Source organism: Paenibacillus sp. EPM92, assembly GCF_016586185.1.
In the GTDB taxonomy this organism is placed as follows: domain Bacteria; phylum Bacillota; class Bacilli; order Paenibacillales; family NBRC-103111; genus Paenibacillus_G; species Paenibacillus_G validus.
Genome location: NZ_BCPS01000023.1, coordinates 57,079 through 78,289, shown reverse-complemented (window position 1 = coordinate 78,289; position 21,211 = coordinate 57,079). Strand labels below are relative to the sequence as shown.

At 52.8% G+C, this 21,211-nt stretch carries 21 protein-coding genes and 1 pseudogene; 11 read left to right on the top strand and 11 right to left on the bottom strand.

Annotation, left to right across the window (positions count from 1 at the left end; all coding sequences use genetic code 11):
- Window positions 1–44: 44 nt before the first annotated feature.
- Window positions 45–578 (top strand): YceI family protein, encoded by a 534-nt coding sequence (locus JMF85_RS04030; RefSeq protein ID WP_054797227.1) that lies wholly within the window; start codon window positions 45–47, stop codon window positions 576–578.
- Between the two features lie 90 nt (window positions 579–668).
- On the opposite strand, the gene bluB is transcribed toward JMF85_RS04030, so the two are convergent.
- Both bluB and JMF85_RS04020 read right to left on the bottom strand, forming a co-directional pair.
- Window positions 669–1,310: a 5,6-dimethylbenzimidazole synthase gene (bluB, locus tag JMF85_RS04025; RefSeq protein ID WP_127605209.1), complete on the bottom strand. Its 642-nt coding sequence runs from the start codon at window positions 1,308–1,310 to the stop codon at window positions 669–671.
- Window positions 1,311–1,411: 101 nt separating this feature from the next.
- Window positions 1,412–2,929: a LysM peptidoglycan-binding domain-containing protein gene (locus JMF85_RS04020; protein WP_127605207.1), complete on the bottom strand. Its 1,518-nt coding sequence runs from the start codon at window positions 2,927–2,929 to the stop codon at window positions 1,412–1,414.
- Between the two features lie 212 nt (window positions 2,930–3,141).
- Between JMF85_RS04020 and JMF85_RS04015 the strand changes: the two genes are divergently transcribed.
- Together JMF85_RS04015 and JMF85_RS04010 are read left to right on the top strand one after the other, a co-directional pair.
- The gene (locus JMF85_RS04015) at window positions 3,142–3,750 is read left to right on the top strand and encodes a VC0807 family protein (protein WP_054797226.1); all 609 of its coding nucleotides are present in this window, start codon (window positions 3,142–3,144) and stop codon (window positions 3,748–3,750) included.
- A 21-nt stretch (window positions 3,751–3,771) separates the two neighbouring features.
- Window positions 3,772–4,272: a GNAT family N-acetyltransferase gene (locus JMF85_RS04010; protein ID WP_155614908.1), complete on the top strand. Its 501-nt coding sequence runs from the start codon at window positions 3,772–3,774 to the stop codon at window positions 4,270–4,272.
- A 167-nt stretch (window positions 4,273–4,439) separates the two neighbouring features.
- Here the strand turns inward: JMF85_RS04010 and JMF85_RS04005 are convergent.
- The 4 genes and pseudogenes from JMF85_RS04005 to JMF85_RS03990 all read right to left on the bottom strand — a co-directional run.
- A pseudogene (locus JMF85_RS04005) lies at window positions 4,440–5,936 on the bottom strand (catalase); the annotation flags it as partial.
- 64 nt (window positions 5,937–6,000) lie between these two features.
- Complete coding sequence (locus JMF85_RS04000; protein ID WP_236595728.1) at window positions 6,001–7,059, bottom strand: Ger(x)C family spore germination protein; 1,059 nt, start codon at window positions 7,057–7,059, stop codon at window positions 6,001–6,003.
- Between the two features lie 30 nt (window positions 7,060–7,089).
- Entirely contained in the window at window positions 7,090–8,205 is a 1,116-nt protein-coding gene (locus JMF85_RS03995; RefSeq protein WP_201317789.1) for a GerAB/ArcD/ProY family transporter, read from the bottom strand.
- Window positions 8,202–9,629, bottom strand: coding sequence for a spore germination protein (locus JMF85_RS03990; protein WP_236595727.1), 1,428 nt, complete (start codon window positions 9,627–9,629; stop codon window positions 8,202–8,204). Before JMF85_RS03990 ends, JMF85_RS03995 begins: the two co-directional genes overlap by 4 nt.
- 246 nt (window positions 9,630–9,875) lie before the next feature.
- On the opposite strand from JMF85_RS03990, the gene JMF85_RS03985 reads away from it, so the two are divergent.
- The 4 genes from JMF85_RS03985 to JMF85_RS03970 all read left to right on the top strand — a co-directional run bounded on the left by JMF85_RS03985 (window position 9,876) and on the right by JMF85_RS03970 (window position 12,758).
- Window positions 9,876–10,238 carry a hypothetical protein gene (locus JMF85_RS03985; RefSeq protein ID WP_054799747.1) on the top strand — a complete coding sequence of 121 codons (363 nt, stop codon included), beginning with the start codon at window positions 9,876–9,878 and terminating at the stop codon, window positions 10,236–10,238.
- 317 nt (window positions 10,239–10,555) lie between these two features.
- Entirely contained in the window at window positions 10,556–11,047 is a 492-nt protein-coding gene (locus tag JMF85_RS03980) for a cation:proton antiporter regulatory subunit (RefSeq protein WP_127605199.1), read from the top strand.
- Between the two features lie 3 nt (window positions 11,048–11,050).
- On the top strand, window positions 11,051–12,265 hold the full coding sequence (locus JMF85_RS03975) for a cation:proton antiporter (protein WP_127605197.1): 1,215 nt from the start codon (window positions 11,051–11,053) through the stop codon (window positions 12,263–12,265).
- Window positions 12,266–12,347: 82 nt separating this feature from the next.
- Window positions 12,348–12,758 (top strand): YitT family protein, encoded by a 411-nt coding sequence (locus tag JMF85_RS03970; protein WP_201317787.1) that lies wholly within the window; start codon window positions 12,348–12,350, stop codon window positions 12,756–12,758.
- Between the two features lie 31 nt (window positions 12,759–12,789).
- Here the strand turns inward: JMF85_RS03970 and JMF85_RS03965 are convergent, their stop codons facing one another.
- Window positions 12,790–13,641: a 1,4-dihydroxy-6-naphtoate synthase gene (locus tag JMF85_RS03965; RefSeq protein WP_127605384.1), complete on the bottom strand. Its 852-nt coding sequence runs from the start codon at window positions 13,639–13,641 to the stop codon at window positions 12,790–12,792.
- Window positions 13,641–14,342 carry a futalosine hydrolase gene (locus tag JMF85_RS03960; RefSeq protein WP_141334873.1) on the bottom strand — a complete coding sequence of 234 codons (702 nt, stop codon included), beginning with the start codon at window positions 14,340–14,342 and terminating at the stop codon, window positions 13,641–13,643. The genes JMF85_RS03965 and JMF85_RS03960 overlap by 1 nt, the downstream gene beginning before the upstream one ends.
- 393 nt (window positions 14,343–14,735) lie before the next feature.
- On the opposite strand from JMF85_RS03960, the gene thiC reads away from it, so the two are divergent.
- Complete coding sequence (thiC, locus tag JMF85_RS03955; RefSeq protein ID WP_127605191.1) at window positions 14,736–16,514, top strand: phosphomethylpyrimidine synthase ThiC; 1,779 nt, start codon at window positions 14,736–14,738, stop codon at window positions 16,512–16,514.
- 208 nt (window positions 16,515–16,722) lie between these two features.
- Here thiC and JMF85_RS03950 read toward each other — a convergent pair whose 3' ends face one another.
- Window positions 16,723–16,947 carry a PspC domain-containing protein gene (locus JMF85_RS03950; protein ID WP_054797222.1) on the bottom strand — a complete coding sequence of 75 codons (225 nt, stop codon included), beginning with the start codon at window positions 16,945–16,947 and terminating at the stop codon, window positions 16,723–16,725.
- Between the two features lie 346 nt (window positions 16,948–17,293).
- Between JMF85_RS03950 and JMF85_RS03945 the strand changes: the two genes are divergently transcribed.
- The 3 genes from JMF85_RS03945 (at window position 17,294) to JMF85_RS03935 (ending at window position 20,015) form a co-directional block, all read left to right on the top strand.
- The gene (locus JMF85_RS03945) at window positions 17,294–17,497 is read left to right on the top strand and encodes a cold-shock protein (protein WP_054799749.1); all 204 of its coding nucleotides are present in this window, start codon (window positions 17,294–17,296) and stop codon (window positions 17,495–17,497) included.
- A gap of 73 nt (window positions 17,498–17,570) precedes the next feature.
- Window positions 17,571–17,783 carry a cold-shock protein gene (locus JMF85_RS03940; protein WP_201317786.1) on the top strand — a complete coding sequence of 71 codons (213 nt, stop codon included), beginning with the start codon at window positions 17,571–17,573 and terminating at the stop codon, window positions 17,781–17,783.
- 366 nt (window positions 17,784–18,149) lie between these two features.
- The gene (locus JMF85_RS03935) at window positions 18,150–20,015 is read left to right on the top strand and encodes an FMN-binding glutamate synthase family protein (protein WP_127605187.1); all 1,866 of its coding nucleotides are present in this window, start codon (window positions 18,150–18,152) and stop codon (window positions 20,013–20,015) included.
- 105 nt (window positions 20,016–20,120) lie between these two features.
- Here the strand turns inward: JMF85_RS03935 and JMF85_RS03930 are convergent, their stop codons facing one another.
- Both JMF85_RS03930 and JMF85_RS03925 read right to left on the bottom strand, forming a co-directional pair.
- Entirely contained in the window at window positions 20,121–20,783 is a 663-nt protein-coding gene (locus tag JMF85_RS03930) for an NAD(P)H-dependent oxidoreductase (protein WP_054797218.1), read from the bottom strand.
- 50 nt (window positions 20,784–20,833) lie between these two features.
- Window positions 20,834–21,136 (bottom strand): hypothetical protein, encoded by a 303-nt coding sequence (locus JMF85_RS03925; protein ID WP_054797217.1) that lies wholly within the window; start codon window positions 21,134–21,136, stop codon window positions 20,834–20,836.
- Window positions 21,137–21,211: the final 75 nt, after the last annotated feature.

Genomic DNA, 21,211 nt, shown 5'->3' with positions numbered 1-21,211 from the left:
CGATAATTAAAAGTAAGTAAATTTCATTAGGAGGCATCATATCTATGGCTAAATCGAAATGGAACGTCGATCCCACGCACAGCAGTATCGATTTCACGATTAAACACATGATGATTGCTAAAGTTAAAGGAGCCTTTCATTCCTTCGAGGCCCAGATTGAAGCCGATCCGGAAGACCTCACATCGGCCGATATTCAATTGCAGGTCGACTTAAGCAGCATTGATACACGCAATAACGACCGCGATAATCATTTGCGCTCGGCCGATTTCTTCGATATTGAGCAACACCCGAAATTGACGTTCCAATCTACTCAAATCACCAAAACCGGCGATGGAGAATACGATGTGACCGGCAATCTGACGCTTCATGGCGTAACTCGTTCCGAAACGTTCTCCGTCACATTCGAGGGTGCGGGCAAAGATCCGTGGGGGAATGAGAAAGTCGGATTCAGCGGGCAAGGAAAACTCAAACGCAGCGACTATGGTTTAACGTATAACGCTGTCCTGGAAACAGGCGGAGTGCTCATCGGCGATGAGGTTAAATTTACGATTGAAATTGAAGCTTCCAAGCAAGCGTAACGATAAGGGAAAGGCAGGGGGGCACAGCCCGCCTGCCTTTTTTCGGCTTTATCCGTCCGCACCGGGAGAAGGGGATCCTAGCCGGCCGAGTCAGGCGGTTCCCCACGATTCGTGAAAGATAAGATGGGTAAGACTTCTTCTTTTTTCCCAATTCGCTGCTTCCAGGATCGGTTTGGAGGGATAATGCTCGGTATATCCAACGGATAGCAGAGCAACAGGCTCGATGTGGGGAGGGATACTTAAAATATCACGGACGTCGGCTTTTTTATAAAAGCTGACCCAGCCCATAGCAAGACCCTCGGCGCAGGCTGACAGCCACATGTTCTGTATGGCGCAAGCCGTAGATAAGATGTCGGTTTCCGGGATCGAATTTCGTCCTAAGACATGGGAACCTCCGCGAGTGGGGTCGCACGTGACACAGATGGTCAGCGGCGCCTGCTTGATGCCTTCCACCTTTAAGCTTAAAAACTGGTCCTGCCGGCCGTCTTCGTAATGGATGGCCAACGCCCGTCTTTCTTTATCGGCTGCCCAAGCCAGCCTTGCCTTAATCTCTTCCTTCGTTATTAAAATAAAATTCCATGGCTGCATGAAGCCTACCGAAGGGCCATGATGTGCCGCATCAAGCAAATTCATGATCGTTTCAGGAGGAATCGGATCGGTTAAAAAGGTTCTTACGTCTCTTCTCGTGTGAATGATTTTGTAAAAGGCTTCTTTTTCTTGTTCGTTAAACACGCAGGCATCCCCCCATGACAAAACACGTCTATACGCCTTTCATTATACCGAAAAAGGAAACGTTTGGCTGCCGTATTGGATGCGGGAGTGAATGGGTTTGCTCAAGGCGCAATACTTTTCTCTACGACAAATTCGTCTGCAATCATCCTCCATATATCGGGATCCTCCATCCCTAACCGCCAAAGGGCAATTCCCCGGATGCCAAGGCGCTGGGCCGCCAGAAGCTTGGCGCGAATGCTCGCCGCATTCTCAAACCATACTTCATGCTCGTTGCCGGACTCATCCGTATAAGCGAACATAGGCGTTTGTGTTTTTTGATCGAAAGTGATGGTTTTATTGTATTTTTTCGCAAGGTCCATCGCCATATCGTAAGTCGCATACGTATTCCGGCCGGTCGTCAAATTGAAATCAAAACCGAATACGGAAACGGCAGCCGTAATTTTTCGGCCCGGCATTTTCGTTAAGGCATATTTGATGACGCTTTCCATCCATCCGATGGAAACGACCGGACCGGGGCCGCTTCCCGGCCAGCCGTGCTCGTTATAAAGCATGACCACCAGCTCATCGACAACTTCCCCAAGAAGCGCATAATTGAATGGAGCGGAGAAAGGATTGGTCGGTTCGTCAGAAGTGCGTGACGGGGCAGCGACGGAATAATAATACCCTAAACGCTTTAATTCCCGGCCCAATTCCCGATAGAACGAGTTAAGCAATTCTCTGTCCTCGTAATGAACATCTTCAAAGTCGATATTCACGCCGTCGAAGTTATAGGTTTGAAGAAGACGTATCACATGTTGGATAAACCCTTTGCGGGTATCGGAGCTGGCCAGCATCCGCCGGACCACTTCCTTATTGACCTCCTGATTGCCCCGTTCATATAGAAGGTTATGAATGGTGGCAAGCATTTTAACATTGTGGCGGTGACCGAACTCGACCTCTTGCCGCATATAAGAATCATCGAACACGGGAAACTTCTCGACTTGCGTCGGGCTTTCCCTGTTTATACGGAAATGGAACATCCCGACATTGGACAGCTGGGCGCTTTGCTGCACGAAGACCTGATGGGAGCTGGGCAAGGTCGGTCCTTCTTCTTCCGTATAATAGCCCAATATTTCCTTGATCGGGCGTTCGCCGTCATGCGCAACCAGGTTGACGACGTCGCGGAATATCCAGCCCGGCCTGTTGTTATATAGCCGAACCCGAACCCAATCGCCGGCAATCCCGGTCACAGGAAGACGGGCGCCGCGGTCCATTTGGGCGATGACCGAGAACCCCGTCCCCGCATAGCTGCGCACATTGGCCGTTTCGACCGTGACCACCACCTCGGTATAGACGGGAATTCGCAGTCTTTGGCCCACATAGAGCGATGCCGATGTCAGGCTGTTCAGGACCATGATCGCATCTACGGTCGTGTTGAATCTCCGGGCAATCGAGTAGAGCGAATCGCCCGGCTGTACTTGGTACATGAACGGCAAAGCTACAGGAACAGTCAACGTTTGGCCGACGTAAAGGACGGACGAAGTCAGACGATTCGCTTTCATTAAAGCCTCTACGGTAATTCCGAACCGTCTGGCGATGAGATAAAGCGAATCGCCTTGTTGAACCACATAAGTCAGCATGGACAATCTCCCTTTACACGTTTATCCATACTATGCTATTCACAAAGCCTATCCAATAGGACGGACATGCAGAAGATGATCGGGATGCCCCGGAAGAAACTTCTTCCAAAAACGCTTGACATACCGACCGACGGTCTGTATTATGAAACATATAACATACCGACGGTCGGTATACAACAAAAATAAGTGCTCGGAAAAGGAAGGGATACGAAATGTCCACCCGTAAATACGTCATTTTTGCCTTGTTGATCAACGGTCTCGCACCTTGGGCCATTTATGAATGGTTATCCCATTACATGAGCAGTATAGCGGCCTTATCCATTGCAACGCTAGTGCCGCTCGCGGATAACGTCGTTCATTTGATCAAGCACAAGAAGCTGGATGCGTTCGGGACGTTAATGCTTTTCACTTTGGTGCTGACGCTTGTACTCGTATCCTTCGGGGGAAGCGAGAAAATATTGCTGGTTCGGGAGTCGCTTATTACGGGAGCGGTTGGACTCGTCTTTCTGGGCTCTCTTTTGTTCAAGCGTCCGCTCATGTTTTACCTGGTTGTCCGATTTCTCAATAAGGACATTTCCGACAATTGGAAATATGATTATTTCCGGTTTGTCATGCGATTAATGACCTTGGTTTGGGGGGGCATGCTGCTTCTGGAGTCGGTTGTCCGTGTGATCCTGGTGTTTCAACTGACCACCTCGCAATTTCTGGCTTTGTCCAACTTCGTGCTGTATGGTTTTGTCGGCGCGGCTATTGTATGGACCGTCGTTTATCGGAAGAAATCTGCCCGGCGTCTTGAACAAATCAAGCTTCAGTCGGAATAAGAAGAGAATCGGGGGGTAGCTATGCATATTGCAGCCTTGCAGCGTCAGGATCATAAGAGCGTGATGCATTTGTACAAAGCGGTTACGAGTCACCTCAAAGAGAACGGTATTTATCAATGGGACCGCTTCTATCCGAATCGGTTCGTCATTCATAACGATCTCAAGAACGGCTGCCTGTTCGGGGTGAAGCAGGATGGGGCCGTCATTGCGGCGGTCGTCGTGGATGAAAAGCAAAGCTCCAAATATTTACAAGTAAACTGGCAAGATCGTCAGGGAAAAGCAGCCTGTATTCATCGTCTTGCGGTTCATCCGGATTATCAGGGAATGGGACTCGGGAAGAAGCTGCTTCAATTTGCAGAGCAATATACGTTAACGCAAGGATGCTCCAGCATCCGGCTGGATGTGTACTCCGCGAATGAGACGGCATTAGCGATGTATACACGAGCCGGGTATATGCATACCGGAGCCGTCCAATTTCCTTTCCGGAGTACGCCTTACTATTGTTTTGAGAAAATATTGTAAATGCACGCGCATTACAATTATCTGCCGTTACAGCAAGCAGCCGCAGGCGTATGCCTGCGGCGTTCTTCTCAATAAGGCTCTGCTTCGTGTCCCTTTTGCTGCGCTTTCTTGACAGCTTGTTCAGGATCGGTTTGTCCGCTTTCGATTTTGATCTGATCGGCCCGGGTTAACCCTTCTGTCACACGCCGGCCGTAGTCGGCGTCCGCTTCCGTAAAATGACGGATCATGCGCTCGCGGATATCGCTCTTGCACATGCTGAGCGCATCGACCAGATTGTTAATGAGCTCATCCCGTTCCCAATCCTCGAATGACCGGTACGTCTCGCCGGCCTGCTTGAAGTCGCACGTCCGATCGATCTTCTGGCGGACCAGCTTCGCTTCGTAGTAGGGCTCGTGATCTTTGCCCCGCTTGGGCGCCTCCTGCAAACCGCCCATGGACGAGGGCTCGTAGTTCACATGAGGGTTTTGTCCGGGGGCGCGGTCCGGGCGATACTGCATTTGTCCGCCGCTCTGGTTCGTTGCGACATGTGTCTTCGGCGCATTAATCGGAAGCTGCAAATAGTTGGTCCCTACGCGGTGCCGCTGGGTATCGGAATAGGAGAACGTGCGCCCCTGCAGCAGCTTGTCGTCCGAGAAGTCCAGCCCGTCCACCAGAACGCCGGTACCGAATGCGGCCTGTTCGACTTCGGTGAAATAGTCCTCGGGGTTGCGGTTCAACGTCATCTTGCCTACCGGCAGGAAAGGAAATTGATCGGTAGGCCACAGCTTGGTAGGATCCAGCGGATCAAAATCGAGTTCGGGATGCTCGTCGTCGCTCATGATTTGAACGCAAAGCTCCCACTCCGGATAGTCGCCCCGCTCGATGGCCTGGTACAGATCCAGTGTCGCATGGTTGAAATTCACCGCCTGAATCTCGTTGGCCTCCGGCTGCAGCAGGTTTTTAATTCCCTGCTTCAACGGCTCCCAATGGTACTTCACGAGCACAGCTTCCCCAGCCTCATTTACCCACTTGTAGGTATTGACGCCGGAGCCCTGCATTTGCCGGTAGTTGGCGGGAATCCCCCATGGAGAAAAGAGAAACGTGATCATATGGGTAGCTTCCGGACTTAACGATACAAAATCGAAGAAGCGCTGCATATCCTGCACATTCGTAATGGGGTCCGGCTTGAAGGCGTGAATCATGTCGGGAAATTTCAACGGATCGCGGATAAAAAAGATCTTCAGGTTATTGCCCACCATATCCCAATTGCCGTCTTCGGTATAAAATTTAACCGCAAACCCGCGGGGATCGCGGAGCGTCTCCGGCGAATGCGTGCCATGTATGACCGTAGAAAATCGGACGAAGACAGGGGTTTGTTTTCCCGGCTGCTGGAGCAGCTTGGCGCGGGTGTATTTCGCAATGGGCTCGTCCCCGGCTTTCCCGTAGGCCTCAAAAATACCGTGGGCTCCGGCTCCCCGCGCATGAACGACCCGCTCCGGAATGCGTTCACGGTCAAAGTGGGTAATCTTCTCCAGGTAATGGTAATTTTCCAGCGTACTGGGCCCCCGGCTGCCAACCGTTCGGATGTTCTGGTTGTCCGTGACCGGATGCCCCTGACGGGTCGTCAGCGTTTGGCTCGCTGCGGAGAGATTGGGACTCGTTTCGCTTTTCTTATCGTGATTCAATGGTATACCCCTTTCGGATTAAAGTTTCCGAATACTATTATTTGCCAGTCGGCACCCGTATCATTCATGGATTTACATTGGTCAAAGGCTGAAAGTGAAGATCATAAGTGACGGAAATTTTCATTTTCTCCCACTGATCTATCCATTCTTGTTCGGGGACGCCCTTCGAGAATGGGGTTCGCGTGACATTCCCGAGCTGCAAGGGATCGACTTTCCAGCGCTGCATTTTTTGCAGCAGGGCTGTAGTCTGTTTCTCCAGGTAGGACTTTATTTCCTGGTTGAGCTCGGCTAATTGGCCGGGTTCCAATATATTTTCATTCCCCCGGTATTCCTCAATCCGGCCGTTCAGATCGACGTGCATATACATGGACGAATGATCTTCATTGATTCGCGTATTGACCTTGGAGCGAATATGACCTACAGCGACCGATAATTCCGGTATGGGGAGGAATTTCAGGTAACGATTGTTGCCAATGAGCTGGATAATTTGGTCATCGGCTTGTTTAACGTTTGCTATAAGCTTGTCATGCTTGAAGAAAGCAGTTCCTTCGTAAGTGAAATTTTCGTTGTTAACCTTGAAGACAGGCAGCGTCGGGTACGAATACGGAGAGTACAGCTTTTTCATGAAATGATGGAGATTGACGATCGTCAGCTCTCCTTGATTTTTTTTCTCGTAATGTTTGAGCATGCGGTAAAGAAAATAATCAAGTTTTTCTTGCTTTAGCAGTTGACTGTTGATGTAATCGTCAAAGCTTCCTTTTACGATCACCAGATAAAGGCGATGCGAAATATCGGGGTCCGTCAATAAGTTGTTAAGCAGCGAATTGATCCCTTTTTTGGCAAGGTCTTCATGGATTAACAGGATTCGAAGCTGTCCGGCTTTCAATTCGCGGTAATAAAGCAAATTAAATCCCTTTCCCCCTTGTTTAATGAGATCGACCTGCAGCCTGAGAATACGCTTTCTTTCCCTGATCAGCGGCGGGACCAGCGTGCTGATCGTCAGCTTCCCTTCACCCGCATCCTCAAGCGACCAGAAAATGACAGGGGAAAGCTCCTCGATCAAATTGTTCTCCACGAACGGGGCGCATCCTGTCAGCAGCAACAAACCGCTCAATACGACCATTAACGCACACCTTTGGATATGCCGCATAGCTTAGACACGCCTCTTTCGTTTAAGGGTTATCAGAAGGACTGCGGGAGCGAGCACATACGTACATGCGCCTGACCAGCTCTGCAGGCTGAGCCACATGTTCTGATCGGTTCCTGCATCCCAAAACCAATTGCTTACCGCTAACATACAGAGAAGTACAGCCGTACCGCTTAACAGAAGCCCGATCTGGCTGGTCTTGGCGTGTACTCTGCCTGCAATGATCCGCACAGCCCCATAGCATAATAACAAGAAGAGAGCCATCGCATACATGAAGTAAATCATATGTACCGACACCAGAAAGATGTCCACGCGCTCAAAAACCGGGGATTGCAAGTATCGTACCATACTCACAATCGGAAACTTGATCGTGTTCAAGTAGTGGGAACCATAAAATAATAACGCGCCGATAAACAGAAACAAATATTCCCAAATTGTGTATGCATTTGCAGCAGTAAAATATTTCAGCGTCTTCTGCCGCGGATTAAGCCAAGGGGTTAACAGGATCAAATATTCCGGACCTGACAAGGCGGACAAAATGAATAACAGCGATTTCCATGTAAACGCCGACCCGCTTGCAGGGATCAGCGGATATAAATCGGTCAGCGATGCAGTCGGCGAAAAATAAAAGGGAACAAAGACGATAACCATCCAGCACGTACTTAAATAAGCGATCATGATAAAGCGGATCATGTTCTCCATGCCTTGAGCCGCCAAGTAAAAACTCATCAGGATGGGAAAAAGAATCAGCCAATTCCGGTTCATCGACGGAAAAATATACTGATGAATAATATCGGTGTAGCCCTGCGTGACAACGGTGATCTTGATCAAGATGAACAATAGGCCTGCCATCGCAAGCAAACGCACCGTCCGCTCGCCAAAAAGCAGCACAAATCCTTCATAGCCCTGTTCAGAAAGATCGGAAGCAAACCATCTGGAGAGCATGATCAGATTAACCTGCGATAATAACCCCATGGCGATAATGGCCCAGATCATATAGGGATGAACTAAAAACGCAGGCATAACCAGGACGAAGTAAAGCATTTGAAGCCGGTTTACCAGAAACATGGCGTATACGCCGCCATAGGGAGACGTTTTATTGAATAGTGAAGAAGACGTCAAGTTATTTTCTCCTTTGGCCGTTTTCGCCATTTATATAAAGGCTTTAAAGATTCAGGACGGACATTCATGAAACGCAAAGGACCGCGTATGAAAAGATCCATCCATTCTTTCCAGTAAAAGGGGGATACAGGCGCCAAATAAGGTTGTTTCAGGGAAGTAAGTCCATTCAGATGAGCAAGCACTGCGGTCGAACCGAGCACCATCCCGGGGATACCCAATAAAGACGCGAGCGCCAGAAAAAGGAACTGAATGATCAAACTTGATTTGGTCACCAGATAGTTGGGAACCAGGAACGAGGCAACGGCCGAAATACCCATCAGAACAATCAATACCTGACTGGCGAAGCCGGCTTGCACCGCCGCTTGTCCGATGACGATACCGCCGATCACCCCAAGGGTTTGACTTGTTTTGGTCGGCATCCGCAAGCTGGCTTCTTTCAGAATTTCCAGCGTAACCAACATCAGAAACGCTTCCCAGAACGGCGTAAACGGCAATTTGCTTCTCGATTCCAGGATAACAAAAAGAATTTGCAGCGGAAGCATCTGATAGTGGTGCGTCGTTAAGGCAACGTACATCGGAATCAGCGTGATCGACAGGAAGAAGCTAAAGTATCGAAGACAACGCAAAACACTGGCCACCAGCCAACGGTTAATGTAGTCCTCAGGGGACTGAAACAGATGGAACAAGGTAATCGGAGCGATTAAGGCAAACGGTGTATTGTTCACCAGCAATACAAGTTTACCCAGCCCAAGCGAATACGCGCAGGAATCGGGCCGGTCCGTTTGCATAAACTGCGGAAACAAACTGTGATTCTGGTCCTCCATGAACGCGGCAACATGGGAGGAATCCAGAAAAAGATCGAAGTCGATCGCCGTTATTTTATTTCTTGCTATGGATATGAACTCCGGGTTGGTCAATCCATCGATGTACATGAGGACAACCGTTGTTTGACTTAGGGAACCAAGCGTAAATGTCTCCGTTTTTAGCGCCGCTAAGGGAAGCCTCCTGCGAATTAAAGTAATATTTTGTTCCAATTGTTCGCTGAAGCTGTCTTTAGGTCCGAATATAATGGTTTCCGTTTCGGAGGTTTCGATGGAACGGGCCAACGGATTGGGTAACGGCACGGCCCACCACTCGTCCCGGATTCCGTCATGGATGAGCACGGACCCTTGCAGAAGGTGCTTCCTCGCCTCATTCAAAGCCGTGATTTTCGCATCATGGGGGGCCGCCAGACTGCCGATGATCGTGTCGTGAGAGCGGCCGTTCAGCGGTCCGATAACGGCTTCATTCAAACGCTCCTGATCGATTAACGTTCGAATGAACAGAAGTGTCACCGGATGACCCTGTCCGGTTTGGCGTTCTATGATTTCGGCATCATTCATGTTCACTACGAGTTGTTTTAGGGCATCGAGTGTTACGGACATGATCATTCATCACCTGGAGTTCATATTTGACCACGCATGTTCAAGAATATGGCATATGAGGATCATCGGCTTTATTATGTTCAGGCAGGTGTGCCTTTATCCAGAACGAGGAAATGGTTTGGTGAATATATATACCTAATACAGCATGGGGAAAACTTGCCAGCCCTAAATCGCAAGTAATCTGGATGTTAAGGCTGAAACATGGTATAATTTCATTATAATCATCGGAAAAGGAGGTGTATTTGCATGTTCTCGCGTGATATCTCGTCCAATCGTTGGATTCCTTTAGTTTTAATGATGGTGTTTATGCTTTTCGCTACTCCGACTCCCGGTCTCGAGGTAAGCGCCGGCGAATCGGCTCGCACCTCAATGTCTCATGGCATGGAATTTTTTACCTCCAACCAAGCGACTGTTCGGAAGCACTCCTCGGCTACCGAAGGCTTGCGGCTTGCAGGGCATATCTCTGCCTTCTCTTTTCTGCTGCTTGCTATGAAGAATGCCGCCTCGAGAGCGCTTCCAAAAGCCCGCGTTTCCTTTCGTCCGCAAATCGCGCGCCGTTTAACCCGGCTGTTATTATCCCCCATTAAGTTTACCTCCCTCTTCGTGTAGTTGTTTCTTCCTGCCCCTGTCGGTTATTGACAATCTGACATGCGATCATTCCATGAACGAACAGCCTTTTTTCGGTTATGTCCGAACGTTTATTTGTGCTGGGCTCATCTGTAAACTGAATCTTCCCAATTTTTCAAGGAATGCGATAATCAAATGCGCACTTGCTTCGTTTAAAAAAAACGACAGCGTAGGGTCTGTTTGCTGTTGTCTGAAAACTGTCCCTATAAGACGATAATGATACCATGGACCTTGCGCCGAAACGTTCTGTACGTGTCGGATTAAGGATAGGGAAAATTAAATATAGGAGGGTTATCGATATGACAATTCGAGAAAGCGATCTCCCTGGAATCGGGAAAAAATTTCAAATCACGACACGGGGGGGAGACAAGCTGGTGATCGTCGTCCATGATGACGGCAGGCGGGAATGCTACCATTTTGATTACGAGGACTCCGACGAGAGTATTTCTTTAGTTACGCTGGATGATGATGAAGCGCGGTTAGTCGCGGGCATTATTGGCGGGATGACGTACAAGCCAAAGGCGCTGGAGACGATGGAAATGGCGCTGGATGATCTTATTATTGAATGGTATCGGGTGGAGCCCGAGTACAAATGCGTCGGCAAAACCATAGGCGAGCTGAACGTGCGTCAAACTTCAGGCGCAACCATTATCGCCGTTGTCGAGAAGCAATCCAAGCATATCAATCCGGGGCCCGAAGTTGTCCTAAAGGCGGAATCGACGCTTGTTGTAGCGGGAGAAAGGAGGCAGCAGAAACATTTCAAAAATATTCTAATGAATGGAAGTGAGTGACCTATGAACTACATCGTATTTGAAATCGGGTTGGCGATTGCGCTCATTGCGCTTGCCGGACTGCTGTCCGCCAAGCTGCGCTTCTCCGTTATTCCCTTCTATATATTGGTTGGCATGGCGGTCGGCCCGCATTCCTTCGAGTGGTGGCACTTTGATCTGAGGTTTATAGAAAGTGCGCCATTGATCGATTTTTTGGGCCGGATAGGCGTTCTGTTCCTGCTCTTTTATTTGGGGCTTGAGTTTTCGGTGGGGCGGTTGATTAAATCGGGCCGGTCCATCGCTGTAGGCGGTACCATTTATATCGCGATCAATTTCACGCTGGGTCTCCTGTTCGGCTTCGTGGCGGGGCTTCCCTTTCTGGAGATGCTTATCGTAGCGGGGATTACGACGATTTCCTCCAGTGCGATCGTGGCCAAGGTGCTGGTTGATCTGAAACGTACGGCCAATCCGGAGACGGAGATGATACTCGGCATCATTATGTTCGAGGACGTATTTCTCGCTATCTACATCTCGGTCGTCTCCGGTCTTGTTCTCAGCGGCTCCTCCTCGTTGGGAGGCGTCCTCTTGTCCGCGTCCATCGCGCTCGGGTTTATGCTGCTCGTGCTGATCATCGGACGCAAAGCGGTTCCGCTGCTCAACCGGCTGTTGAATATTCGCTCGAATGAGCTGTTCTTGCTCGTCATTTTCGCCGGGCTGTTCATTATCGCCGGGTTCTCGGAAACGATCCATGTGGCGGAGGCGATCGGAGCGCTGCTCGTCGGGCTGGTGCTCGCCGAAACCGAGCATATGAAGCGGATCGAGCATCTGATTTTACCGTTTCGCGATTTTTTCGGGGCGATCTTCTTCTTCAGCTTCGGTCTGACGATCGATCCCTTCTCGCTCGGCGGCGCCGTCTGGCTGTCTTTAGGCGCGGTCGCGCTGACGCTGCTCGGCAATTTCGCCGCAGGCATGTGGGCCGGGCATAGCGCCGGCTTGTCTCCGAAAGCGTCTGTGAATATCGGACTCACGATTGTGGCGCGCGGCGAATTTTCAATTATTATGGCCAACCTGGCCAAAGCGGGAGGCTTGCTGCCGATCGTGCAGCCGTTTGCGGCGCTGTACGTATTGATTCTGGCGGTGCTGGGGCCGCTGCTAACGAAGGAAACCAAAGTGATATACAAAGGCCTGGATCGCGTATTTAAACTATCCCGATTAAACCGTGAGAAACAAAAGGGATAAAGCTGGAGCAGCAGGAATGCGAGTCTGTTACAAAAGCGTCGAGTCAAGGAGCTTCTAACCCATGTGGTGAGGAGGAACCCAAGTGAGACATGAACTGATGATATACGATGCAGTCTTTTATGCGATTGTGCTGGCAACTTCGTTTATCGCGGGATATCGGTTGCTGAACGTGCGGTCGTTGAATCGGATGATGCGGATTAACACCCGCCATGGGGATATCATGGAGGAAGCGGTCAAACGGGAGACAGGGCGTAACCTGGTACGGTTTGCAAGCATACAAAGCGGGGATCGCGCGGTCGTGCACAGGCTGCAATTGGTCATCTACAGGCTGGAAGAGCTGACACTGCGAGACCTCATTCATTCCATCGATCCCGACGCCATTGTTGACGTTGTCCCGATGGATCGCGAGAACGGAGAAAACGACGGAAATACGCGGCATTCGCTAGGAAAGCCGCCGCGTGTTTCCAAGTATGGAAATGTGTTTTATAAATAAGCGGCAGGTGAGACCCGGCGCCACCTGATCGTTATGCCTGCGGCAGCCGCAGGGCAGCCGGATCGATCTTCGGCACCAGCCCTTCTTGTGCGGCGCGGCTGAGCAGCGCATTCACCGCGGCATATCCGCTGTCTCCCAAATTCGCGGTAAATTCGTTCACGTACAAGTCGATGTGCGCTTGGGCGACTTCGGGGGCCAGTTCCTGGGAGTGGGTTAGCACGTAATCGCGCGACGCTTCCGGGTGCGCCCAGGCGTATTCGACGGATGCGCGGATCCAGCCGGCGATCGCTTGCAGGTCCAGCGACCGCTTGGCGACGATCGCCCCGAGCGGAATCGGCAGGTTGGTGTCGCTCTCCCACCAGCTGCCTAAGTCGGTCAGGAGAGTGAGCCCGTACGACGGATAGGTGAAACGCGCCTCGTGGATCACCAGACCGGCATCGATCACGCCATCGCGTACGGCCGGCATGATCTCGTGAAACGGCATAATCACAATCTCGCCGACGCCTCCCGGCACTTGCTGAGCAGCCCATAGCCGGAAGAGCAGGTAGGCGGTTGACCGCTCGCTCGGTACCGCTACGCGCCGGCCGCTCAGGGCCGCCGGGCCTTTGGCGCTGACTGCAGGATTGGCCGTCAGCACCAGGGGCCCGCAGCCTCTGCCAAGTGCGCCCCCGCACGGCAGCAGCGCGTAATCGGACAGTACCCAAGGCAGCGCCGCATACGAGATCTTGAGCACTTCCGGCCCGTCCGGGCCGGCGGCCAGCGTGTTCGTAATATCGATGTCTGCGTACATGACGTCAAGCTTCGGAGCTCCGGGCAGCAGCCCGTGCGCCCAGGCGTGGAAAACAAACGTGTCGTTGGGGCAAGGAGAAAAGGCAATGTTCATCATAACACCTCCAGTAATACTGTGCTTGCAGCTTCCAGTGCGTCCAGCGCTTCCTGGATACGCCAGGCAGTCCGGTCACGCGGACCGACCGCATTCGAGATGGCACGGATTTCGAGGATCGGCACGCCGCTGTCGAGGGCGGCGGCAGCTACACCAAACCCCTCCATCCCCTCGGCGGCAGCCCCCGGCACCCGGACGTCCAGCTCCAAGGCTCGCGCCGCCGTTCCGGTCACCGTCGATACGGTAAGTACGGGGCCTGCATAAACCGGCTGTCCGGCCGCCTGCAGCGCCTCCGTTACCCGGATCGTCAGGCTGGGGTCGACCTGGATGCGGGAAGAGCCGAAGCCCAACTCGTCCAGGCTGCAGAAGCCTTCCGGGGTTTGCGCGCCCAGGTCGGCGGCTACGATCTCATTCGCCACCACCAGGGACCCCACTTCAGCCCTGCCGATAAATCCGCCGCCGATCCCGGCGCTTACGACCAAGCCGTACTCGGCCGAGGCTAATGCCCTTGCCGTACGGGCGGCGGCCATAGCCGGGCCGACACCGGCCAGCAGGACATCGAATCTGCCGGATCCGCGGAGCCCGCGCAGCACCGCGTCTCGCTCGGCAGCGACTGCGGTCATCACGAGAACGCGCAAATGCTTGTCCGGTTCGCCGGAGCCTGAACCGGCAGGTGTTTCCGTGTTTGGATCGAGCTTCATGGCGATAATCTCCTTTATATCTACCCTGTCCGGATGGAAGGGGAATCGTCCTGGTCTATCGATCATGCGAACAAGCCCTTCATACCCAAAATACTACATCAAGGGCGATAAAAGCAACGTTCCCGACAGGCAGACTCCCGAAAAGCTATGGATTGATTTTTACGGGCGATCTGTAATATGATAGTTACGACAACCGAATAAACACGGGAGCTTGGTGAGCCAGGCTGAGAGGGTAGCCCTAATGCTATCGACCGTAATACCTGATCTGGGTAATGCCAGCGGAGGAAAAGACTTAGCCTTTGTACACACAAAGACCGCTTCTTCGTTGCGGTCTTTTTTGGCGTATACAAGGAATTCTCCGCTTGCTCCACATTCATCCGAGGAGGAAATGAAATGGCAAGCGAAAACAAGAAAGTGGAAGTCGTCCCGAATTTATCGTCTATACCGGGAAGCAGGAAAGTGTATGTGCAAGGCTCCCGCGAGGATATTCAAGTTCCGATGCGGGAAATTACGTTAACGCCGACGGCCGTCGGCGGTACCGAGCAGGAGAATCCCCCCGTTCGTGTGTATGATAGCAGCGGCCCCTACACGGACAGCTCGTACAGCGCGGACGTCCGCAAGGGCTTGCCCCGGAACCGGTTGAACTGGATCTTGCAGCGCGGCGATGCGGAAGCTTATGCAGGCCGCGCCGTCAAGCCCGAAGACAACGGCTACAAGCAGGGACAGCCGGACAGTCCGGAGCGGTTCCCAGGCCTGGAACGCCAACCGTTAAGAGCGAAGCCGGGCGCCAACGTAACCCAAATGCATTATGCCAGACAAGGGATCGTTACGCCGGAAATGGAATACATCGCGATTCGGGAGAACGTATCGCCGGAATTCGTCCGCAGCGAGGTCGCTTGCGGCCGGGCGATTATTCCGTCGAATATTAACCATCCGGAAAGCGAGCCGATGATTATCGGCCGCAACTTCTTGGTGAAAATCAATGCGAACATCGGGAACTCGGCGGTTGCTTCTTCGATCGAGGAGGAAGTGGAGAAGATGCGGTGGGCTACCCGTTGGGGGGCGGACACGATCATGGATTTGTCGACGGGCAAGCAAATACATACGACCCGCGAATGGATTATCCGCAACTCCCCCGTGCCTGTCGGAACGGTACCCTTGTATCAAGCGCTGGAGAAGGTCCATGGCAAAGCGGAAGATTTAAGCTGGGACATTTACCGGGATACGCTTATCGAGCAAGCGGAACAGGGCGTCGACTATTTCACGATTCATGCCGGCGTGCTGCTGCGTTATATACCGATGACCGCGAATCGTGTGACCGGGATCGTATCCCGCGGCGGTTCCATCATGGCGGCGTGGTGTCTGGCGCATCACCAGGAAAACTTCCTGTATACGCATTTTGAAGAGATTTGCGAAATTATGAAAGCTTATGATGTAGCCTTTTCTCTCGGGGACGGCCTGCGTCCCGGGTCCATTGCCGATGCGAACGATGAGGCCCAGTTTGCGGAGCTGGAGACGCTAGGCGAGTTAACGCAGCTGGCCTGGAAGCACGATGTACAGGTGATGGTGGAAGGGCCCGGTCATGTGCCGATGCATCAGATCAAGGAGAATGTGGATCGTCAGATGGAGGTGTGCAAGGAGGCCCCGTTCTACACCTTAGGCCCTTTAACGACGGACATCGCCCCCGGCTATGATCATATTACTTCGGCTATCGGCGCGGCCATGATCGGTTGGTTCGGTACGGCGATGCTGTGCTACGTGACCCCGAAGGAGCATCTGGGTCTTCCGAATAAGGACGATGTTCGCGAAGGGGTCATCGCCTATAAAATCGCTGCGCATGCGGCGGATTTGGCCAAGGGCCATCCCGGCGCGCAGGAGAGGGACAACGCCTTATCCAAAGCCCGGTTCGAGTTCCGGTGGAGAGATCAATTTCATCTGTCGCTGGATCCGGAAAGAGCGATGGAATATCACGATGAAACGTTACCGGCCGAAGGGGCCAAGACGGCCCATTTCTGCTCGATGTGCGGTCCGAAGTTTTGCAGCATGAGGATCACCCATGATATTCGCGAGTTTGCCAAGCAAGAAAAGCTCACGGATGAGCAGGCCGTTGCAGAAGGGATGAAGGAGAAGGCCAAAGCGTTTAAAGAAGGCGGCAGCGCCATCTACTCCTAGAACAAGGCAAGCCCCCCTGCCAAAGCAGGGGGGCTTGCCAAGGTTCCGGCCGGCAGTCCGGTCTTTATTAGGGAGTCGGCGGTACGCTGCGCAGCTGCGTTTCCAGCGCCAGCCGGGCTTCCGCCGTACGTTCTTCTGCCAACGCCTCGACCGCCTGCCTCTCGCACTGCTCCGCCAGCCGGTTATATTCGTCCAGACGCGCTTTAATTTAATAAGTGGTGTAAGATTGGTTGTAAGGATTAGGGCCGTATGGCGCTTTCGGGATTACCAGGCTGACGATAAAGTATAGGAGCATCGTCGTTCCGAAGCTGCAGAAGGCGGCGATCACGACCAATAACCGGACGAGCGTTGCGTTAAGCCCGAGCCAATCGGCAATCCCTCCGCAAAGACCCGTCATTTTGTTGTCCGTTCTGGAACGGTATAATCTATTCATGGTTCGTTCTCCTTTCGGGATCAGGTAAGATTCATTCGGCCGGCGGCCGGTTTCGCGGGTGTTGTTCATGTCTTTATTCTAGGGGAAGCAAGACGAGGAGAAAACGGACCGAAGGCGGTATTCGAAGCTAGCCTTCAGGCGGGGAATCCCTCTGCTTTGGACGGAGTATCATAGTATTTGCTTTCTGCTTCCAGCTGTGATAAGATGTATGTAATTGAAAAATTTGAAACCGGAATTCGCATATTGAAAAAGGTGTCATGTTTAGAAGGGTACTTTTTTCAATGTGTGAATTTTTTTCGTATAGGAAAAATGAACATGTTAAAAACAATTTTGGAGGCAACAAACAATGCAAACAGGTACAGTTAAATGGTTTAACGCAGAAAAAGGTTTTGGCTTTATCGAAGTTGAAGGCGGCAGCGACGTATTCGTTCACTTCAGCGCAATCCAAGGCGAAGGCTTCAAGTCTTTGGACGAAGGCCAACGCGTTCAATTCAATGTGGTTCAAGGCAACCGCGGACCGCAAGCTGAGAACGTCGTTAAAGTTTACTAAGAAACCTAGCTGCTCTTAACGGTTGTTAAGAGCAGTTTTTCTTTTCGGATAAGGATAAGAAGGGGGAGTATTCATGAATTTTCGTAAGAAGACGTTAGAGGAAATCCCTACGGAGCAAACCGCGATCTGGTCTTGTACATTGGATGGCTGCAAGGGGTGGATGCGGGACAACTTTGCGTTCGAACACGAGCCGAGCTGCCCGTTATGCGCATCTCCAATGGTCAGCGACACCAGGATGCTCCCATCACTTATCAACTCGAACGCGGACCGCAAGTCGTTCCGATAAGACGCGAAGGAAAAGTTCATATTGGAATAATAACCGCAGTCCGAACTTTGGGATCGCGGTTTTTTTGTTGGCGATGAGGCCGGGGGATAGGCCGGATCCGTGGAGCCGCAAAGAACGGCAGCCGCAGACTTCTCCTTCCCGACGCGGGGCGATTCATACCGGGAAATGGGCGAAACGCCAGTCGAATTTTCGAATGCCGGAATAAGATGGTAGGGGTGGAAATGCGCGGCGCTGCAGCCCATGTCGGCGAACGCCCCATCATGCTCTACCTCCTGGTCAGGAGTCGGCAATGAAAGAAACAGAAGAAGTTGTATACGTTTTCATTCAAAGATGAGGTTGCATCTTAGACGGAAATGAGGCGGTACAATGTTCGATGTATGGTGGGCGATTCTCGATATCGTGACGAAGGTCGTCGTTCTGGCGCTCCCGCTGACGGTAGCGGGGGTCTATGTATGGGACAAATATATTCAGAAGCAGCATTCGATTCTGAGGACGCATCCGGTGATCGGCCGATTCCGGTATGTGTTCGAAATGCTGGGCCCGGAGCTTCGCCAATATTTCATCTGGGGCGATAAAGAGGGCAGACCGATCGACCGGGACACGCAGGGGTATATTGCCAAAGCGGGCAAATACGGATCCACCGTCATCGGGTTCGGTTCGCGTAAAGATTTCTCGCAGGAAGGCTTTTATTTGAACAACGCGATGTTCCCTAAAAATGGGGATGAGCTCGCGGTCGATCAGTCGTCCCCGATCTCGATCACGTATAAGTATCAAATCGTGAAGGAAGGGCTTGTCTCCCGGAAGGAGACAAGGTATCTCACGTCGGCGAAGCCTTGGCTGCTTGACGCGCGCGATGCCGTTGTCATCGGCGGCTGCAACGACGTTCGGCAGCCTTACCGGACGCAAGGGTTTATCGGCATCTCGGCGATGAGCTTCGGCTCGTTGTCCGACCATGCGGTGATGGCGCTGGCGCAAGGCGCTGCCATTGCAACCGGCACCTGGATGAATACGGGAGAGGGCGGGCTGTCGCCGTATCACTTGTCCAAAGTGTACGAGATGCGGGACCGAAAGCTGCCCCGGCCGGAGCAACCGGAGGAGCTTCAGGTGTACGACTTGGTAGGCAGGAAGCTGCTCGTGTCGACCTTTGAGATTATGAAGGACTTGAGCGGTATCGAGCACGACGCCATGGATGTGTTCGACATGGAACGCAATCCGTACGTGCTCGCGGCTGAGCGGCTTGTGGATCGCGGCTATTTGCAGCGTAAGGAGACGGATCTGATCTATCAGATCGGTTCGGCCAAGAACGGCTCCCGGGTCGATGCGGATGGAACGTTCGACGAACAAGCTTTCCTGCAGACGGCCGGGCGGCCGGAAGTCAAGCTGATCGAAGTGAAGCTGGCGCAGGGGGCGAAGGTGCGCGGCGGCAAGCTGCCGAAGAGCAAGCTGACGCCGATGATCCGCCGAATCCGCGGGATCCCGATGGATTGGGATCAAGATGTGGAGTCGCCGAACCGTTTTACCGACTTCCATGATATCCCGACATTGTTCGATTTCATCGAGAAGCTGCGCGCGTTGTCCGGCAAGCCGGTCGGCGTGAAGCTGGTGGCGGGCAGCGAGCTGGCGGTGGAGGAGCTGGCCGACTATATGCGGAGCACGGGCCGCTCGCCCGACTTCTTGACCGTGGACGGCGGTGAGGGCGGAACGGGCGCTACGTATATGGAGATGGCCGATTCTTTGGGGCTCCCGCTGTATTCGGCACTGCTGATCGTCGACAGTACGCTGCGCAAATACGGCGTTCGCGGCCGGGTGAAAATTTTCGCCAGCGGCATGCTGGCCTCCGCCGACAAGATGGCTATCGCGCTCGCGTTCGGCGCGGATTTGATCAACGTCGCGCGGGCGGCGATGAATACGATCGGCTGTATTAATGCGCTCAAGTGCAATACGAACGAATGCCCGACCGGGGTGACGAGCCATAAGCCGGAGCTCAAGCAGGGACTTGTTGTGCAGGAGAAGCGGTTTCGGACGGCTAACTATTTGGCGACGGTGCGCGAAGGCGTCTTTATGCTTGCCGCTTCTTGCGGCCTGGAGTCGCCGACCGGGTTTAAGCGGAGCCATGTGACGTTCAAAGACCGGAACGCCGCGGCGATCCGGATGGATCGGCTGTTTCCCGATCCGGAAGGGGACACGGCCGGGCCGAACGAACCGGCGGTTCGGATCGTGAAGTCCTCGTAGCGGCCGGATGCTGGCGGGGAGCCGCCTGTGGAAAGCGCACCAAATATGCATGCCCAAGAGGGGCCGCCCTCAAACAAAGGCCGGCCCCTCTTTAAGCTGCGCGGGTTACAAAACCCAGCGCACCACTTGGTCCAAAGGGCGTCTGGTCTTGTCGCGCGGTTCGCGGATACGATAGCCGAAGGCCGCCATGCAGGCGAGACCGAAATCGTCGCCCGTCACAACGCCTTCCGCCCGAAGCAGCGTCTCTACCGCCTCCTTGTCGAAGCCTTCGATCGGGCATGAATCGATGCCGATCTGGGCTGCAGCCGTCATCATGTTGCCTAATGCGATATACGACTGCCGGCACGCCCATTCAAACATCGCCCGATCGTTGCCGCTCAGCTTGAAATCGCTGTCCAGAAACTTCCGGTAGCGATCGCGGGCGCCGGTTACGAGCTCTGGCGGGATTTTACGCACGTCTTCCAGCATGGAAGTAATATAGGGAGCGTCTGGCCTCAGGCTAGAGGCGTTTCTCGCCAACAGAAGGACGAGGTGACTGGCTGTCGGAATTTGCTTCTGCCCGCCCCATGTGACGGGGAGAAGCTTTGCGCGGATTTGCGGATTTTGCAGCACGACCAACGACCAAGGCTCGAAGCCGAAGGAGCTTGGCGAAAGGCGTCCGGTCTCCAGAATGAAGTGAAAGTCCTCCTCACGGATCCGGCGGGAAGCGTCAAACTCCTTGCAGGCGTGTCTGAAACGGTAAGCTTCAATAATGCGCTCCTTGCTCATCCGGGATCACCTTCCCTTTTTGTTTTTCGTTTGTCCGGCTGCGTACCGGACTACACGTTATAATCGAGTCTGGCGTCGGCGATGATGGTCAAGGTGCGTCCGGCCTTATCGTAATCGACCCGTCCGTCCGAGGAATAGTACCAGGTCTTCACGTCCGGCTTCTCGTCATCGACGACAAACAGGTTAAGCTCGTCCCGGAACTTAAGCACTTCTTCAGCGACCTTGTCGTCCGCAAGCCGGATGACGAATTGCCACTGTCCGTCAACGGGCTGGATGTCGAAATCGGCGTTATGCTTCACCGAATCCAACAGCAGCCGGCTACCTACCGTGTGTCGAATATACATCTGGTTCATATCAACAGCCCTCCATTCTCGGATACGCCTGAAGCGTGTGGTGAGAGAACTCATTCTTTTCTCGAGTATAACACG

Excerpts from the sequence above, each read along its gene's own strand:
- JMF85_RS04030 (WP_054797227.1), top strand. The coding sequence starts at position 45 with ATGGCTAAATCGAAATGGAACGTCGATCCCACGCACAGCAGTATCGAT.
- JMF85_RS04020 (WP_127605207.1), bottom strand. The coding sequence starts at position 2,929 with ATGCTGACTTATGTGGTTCAACAAGGCGATTCGCTTTATCTCATCGCC.
- JMF85_RS04015 (WP_054797226.1), top strand. The coding sequence starts at position 3,142 with ATGTCCACCCGTAAATACGTCATTTTTGCCTTGTTGATCAACGGTCTC.
- JMF85_RS04010 (WP_155614908.1), top strand. The coding sequence starts at position 3,772 with ATGCATATTGCAGCCTTGCAGCGTCAGGATCATAAGAGCGTGATGCAT.
- JMF85_RS04000 (WP_236595728.1), bottom strand. The coding sequence starts at position 7,059 with ATGGTCGTATTGAGCGGTTTGTTGCTGCTGACAGGATGCGCCCCGTTC.
- JMF85_RS03990 (WP_236595727.1), bottom strand. The coding sequence starts at position 9,629 with ATGTCCGTAACACTCGATGCCCTAAAACAACTCGTAGTGAACATGAAT.
- JMF85_RS03985 (WP_054799747.1), top strand. The coding sequence starts at position 9,876 with ATGTTCTCGCGTGATATCTCGTCCAATCGTTGGATTCCTTTAGTTTTA.
- JMF85_RS03980 (WP_127605199.1), top strand. The coding sequence starts at position 10,556 with ATGACAATTCGAGAAAGCGATCTCCCTGGAATCGGGAAAAAATTTCAA.
- JMF85_RS03975 (WP_127605197.1), top strand. The coding sequence starts at position 11,051 with ATGAACTACATCGTATTTGAAATCGGGTTGGCGATTGCGCTCATTGCG.
- JMF85_RS03965 (WP_127605384.1), bottom strand. The coding sequence starts at position 13,641 with ATGAACATTGCCTTTTCTCCTTGCCCCAACGACACGTTTGTTTTCCAC.
- JMF85_RS03960 (WP_141334873.1), bottom strand. The coding sequence starts at position 14,342 with ATGAAGCTCGATCCAAACACGGAAACACCTGCCGGTTCAGGCTCCGGC.
- thiC (WP_127605191.1), top strand. The coding sequence starts at position 14,736 with ATGGCAAGCGAAAACAAGAAAGTGGAAGTCGTCCCGAATTTATCGTCT.
- JMF85_RS03950 (WP_054797222.1), bottom strand. The coding sequence starts at position 16,947 with ATGAATAGATTATACCGTTCCAGAACGGACAACAAAATGACGGGTCTT.
- JMF85_RS03945 (WP_054799749.1), top strand. The coding sequence starts at position 17,294 with ATGCAAACAGGTACAGTTAAATGGTTTAACGCAGAAAAAGGTTTTGGC.
- JMF85_RS03940 (WP_201317786.1), top strand. The coding sequence starts at position 17,571 with ATGAATTTTCGTAAGAAGACGTTAGAGGAAATCCCTACGGAGCAAACC.
- JMF85_RS03935 (WP_127605187.1), top strand. The coding sequence starts at position 18,150 with ATGTTCGATGTATGGTGGGCGATTCTCGATATCGTGACGAAGGTCGTC.
- JMF85_RS03930 (WP_054797218.1), bottom strand. The coding sequence starts at position 20,783 with ATGAGCAAGGAGCGCATTATTGAAGCTTACCGTTTCAGACACGCCTGC.
- JMF85_RS03925 (WP_054797217.1), bottom strand. The coding sequence starts at position 21,136 with ATGAACCAGATGTATATTCGACACACGGTAGGTAGCCGGCTGCTGTTG.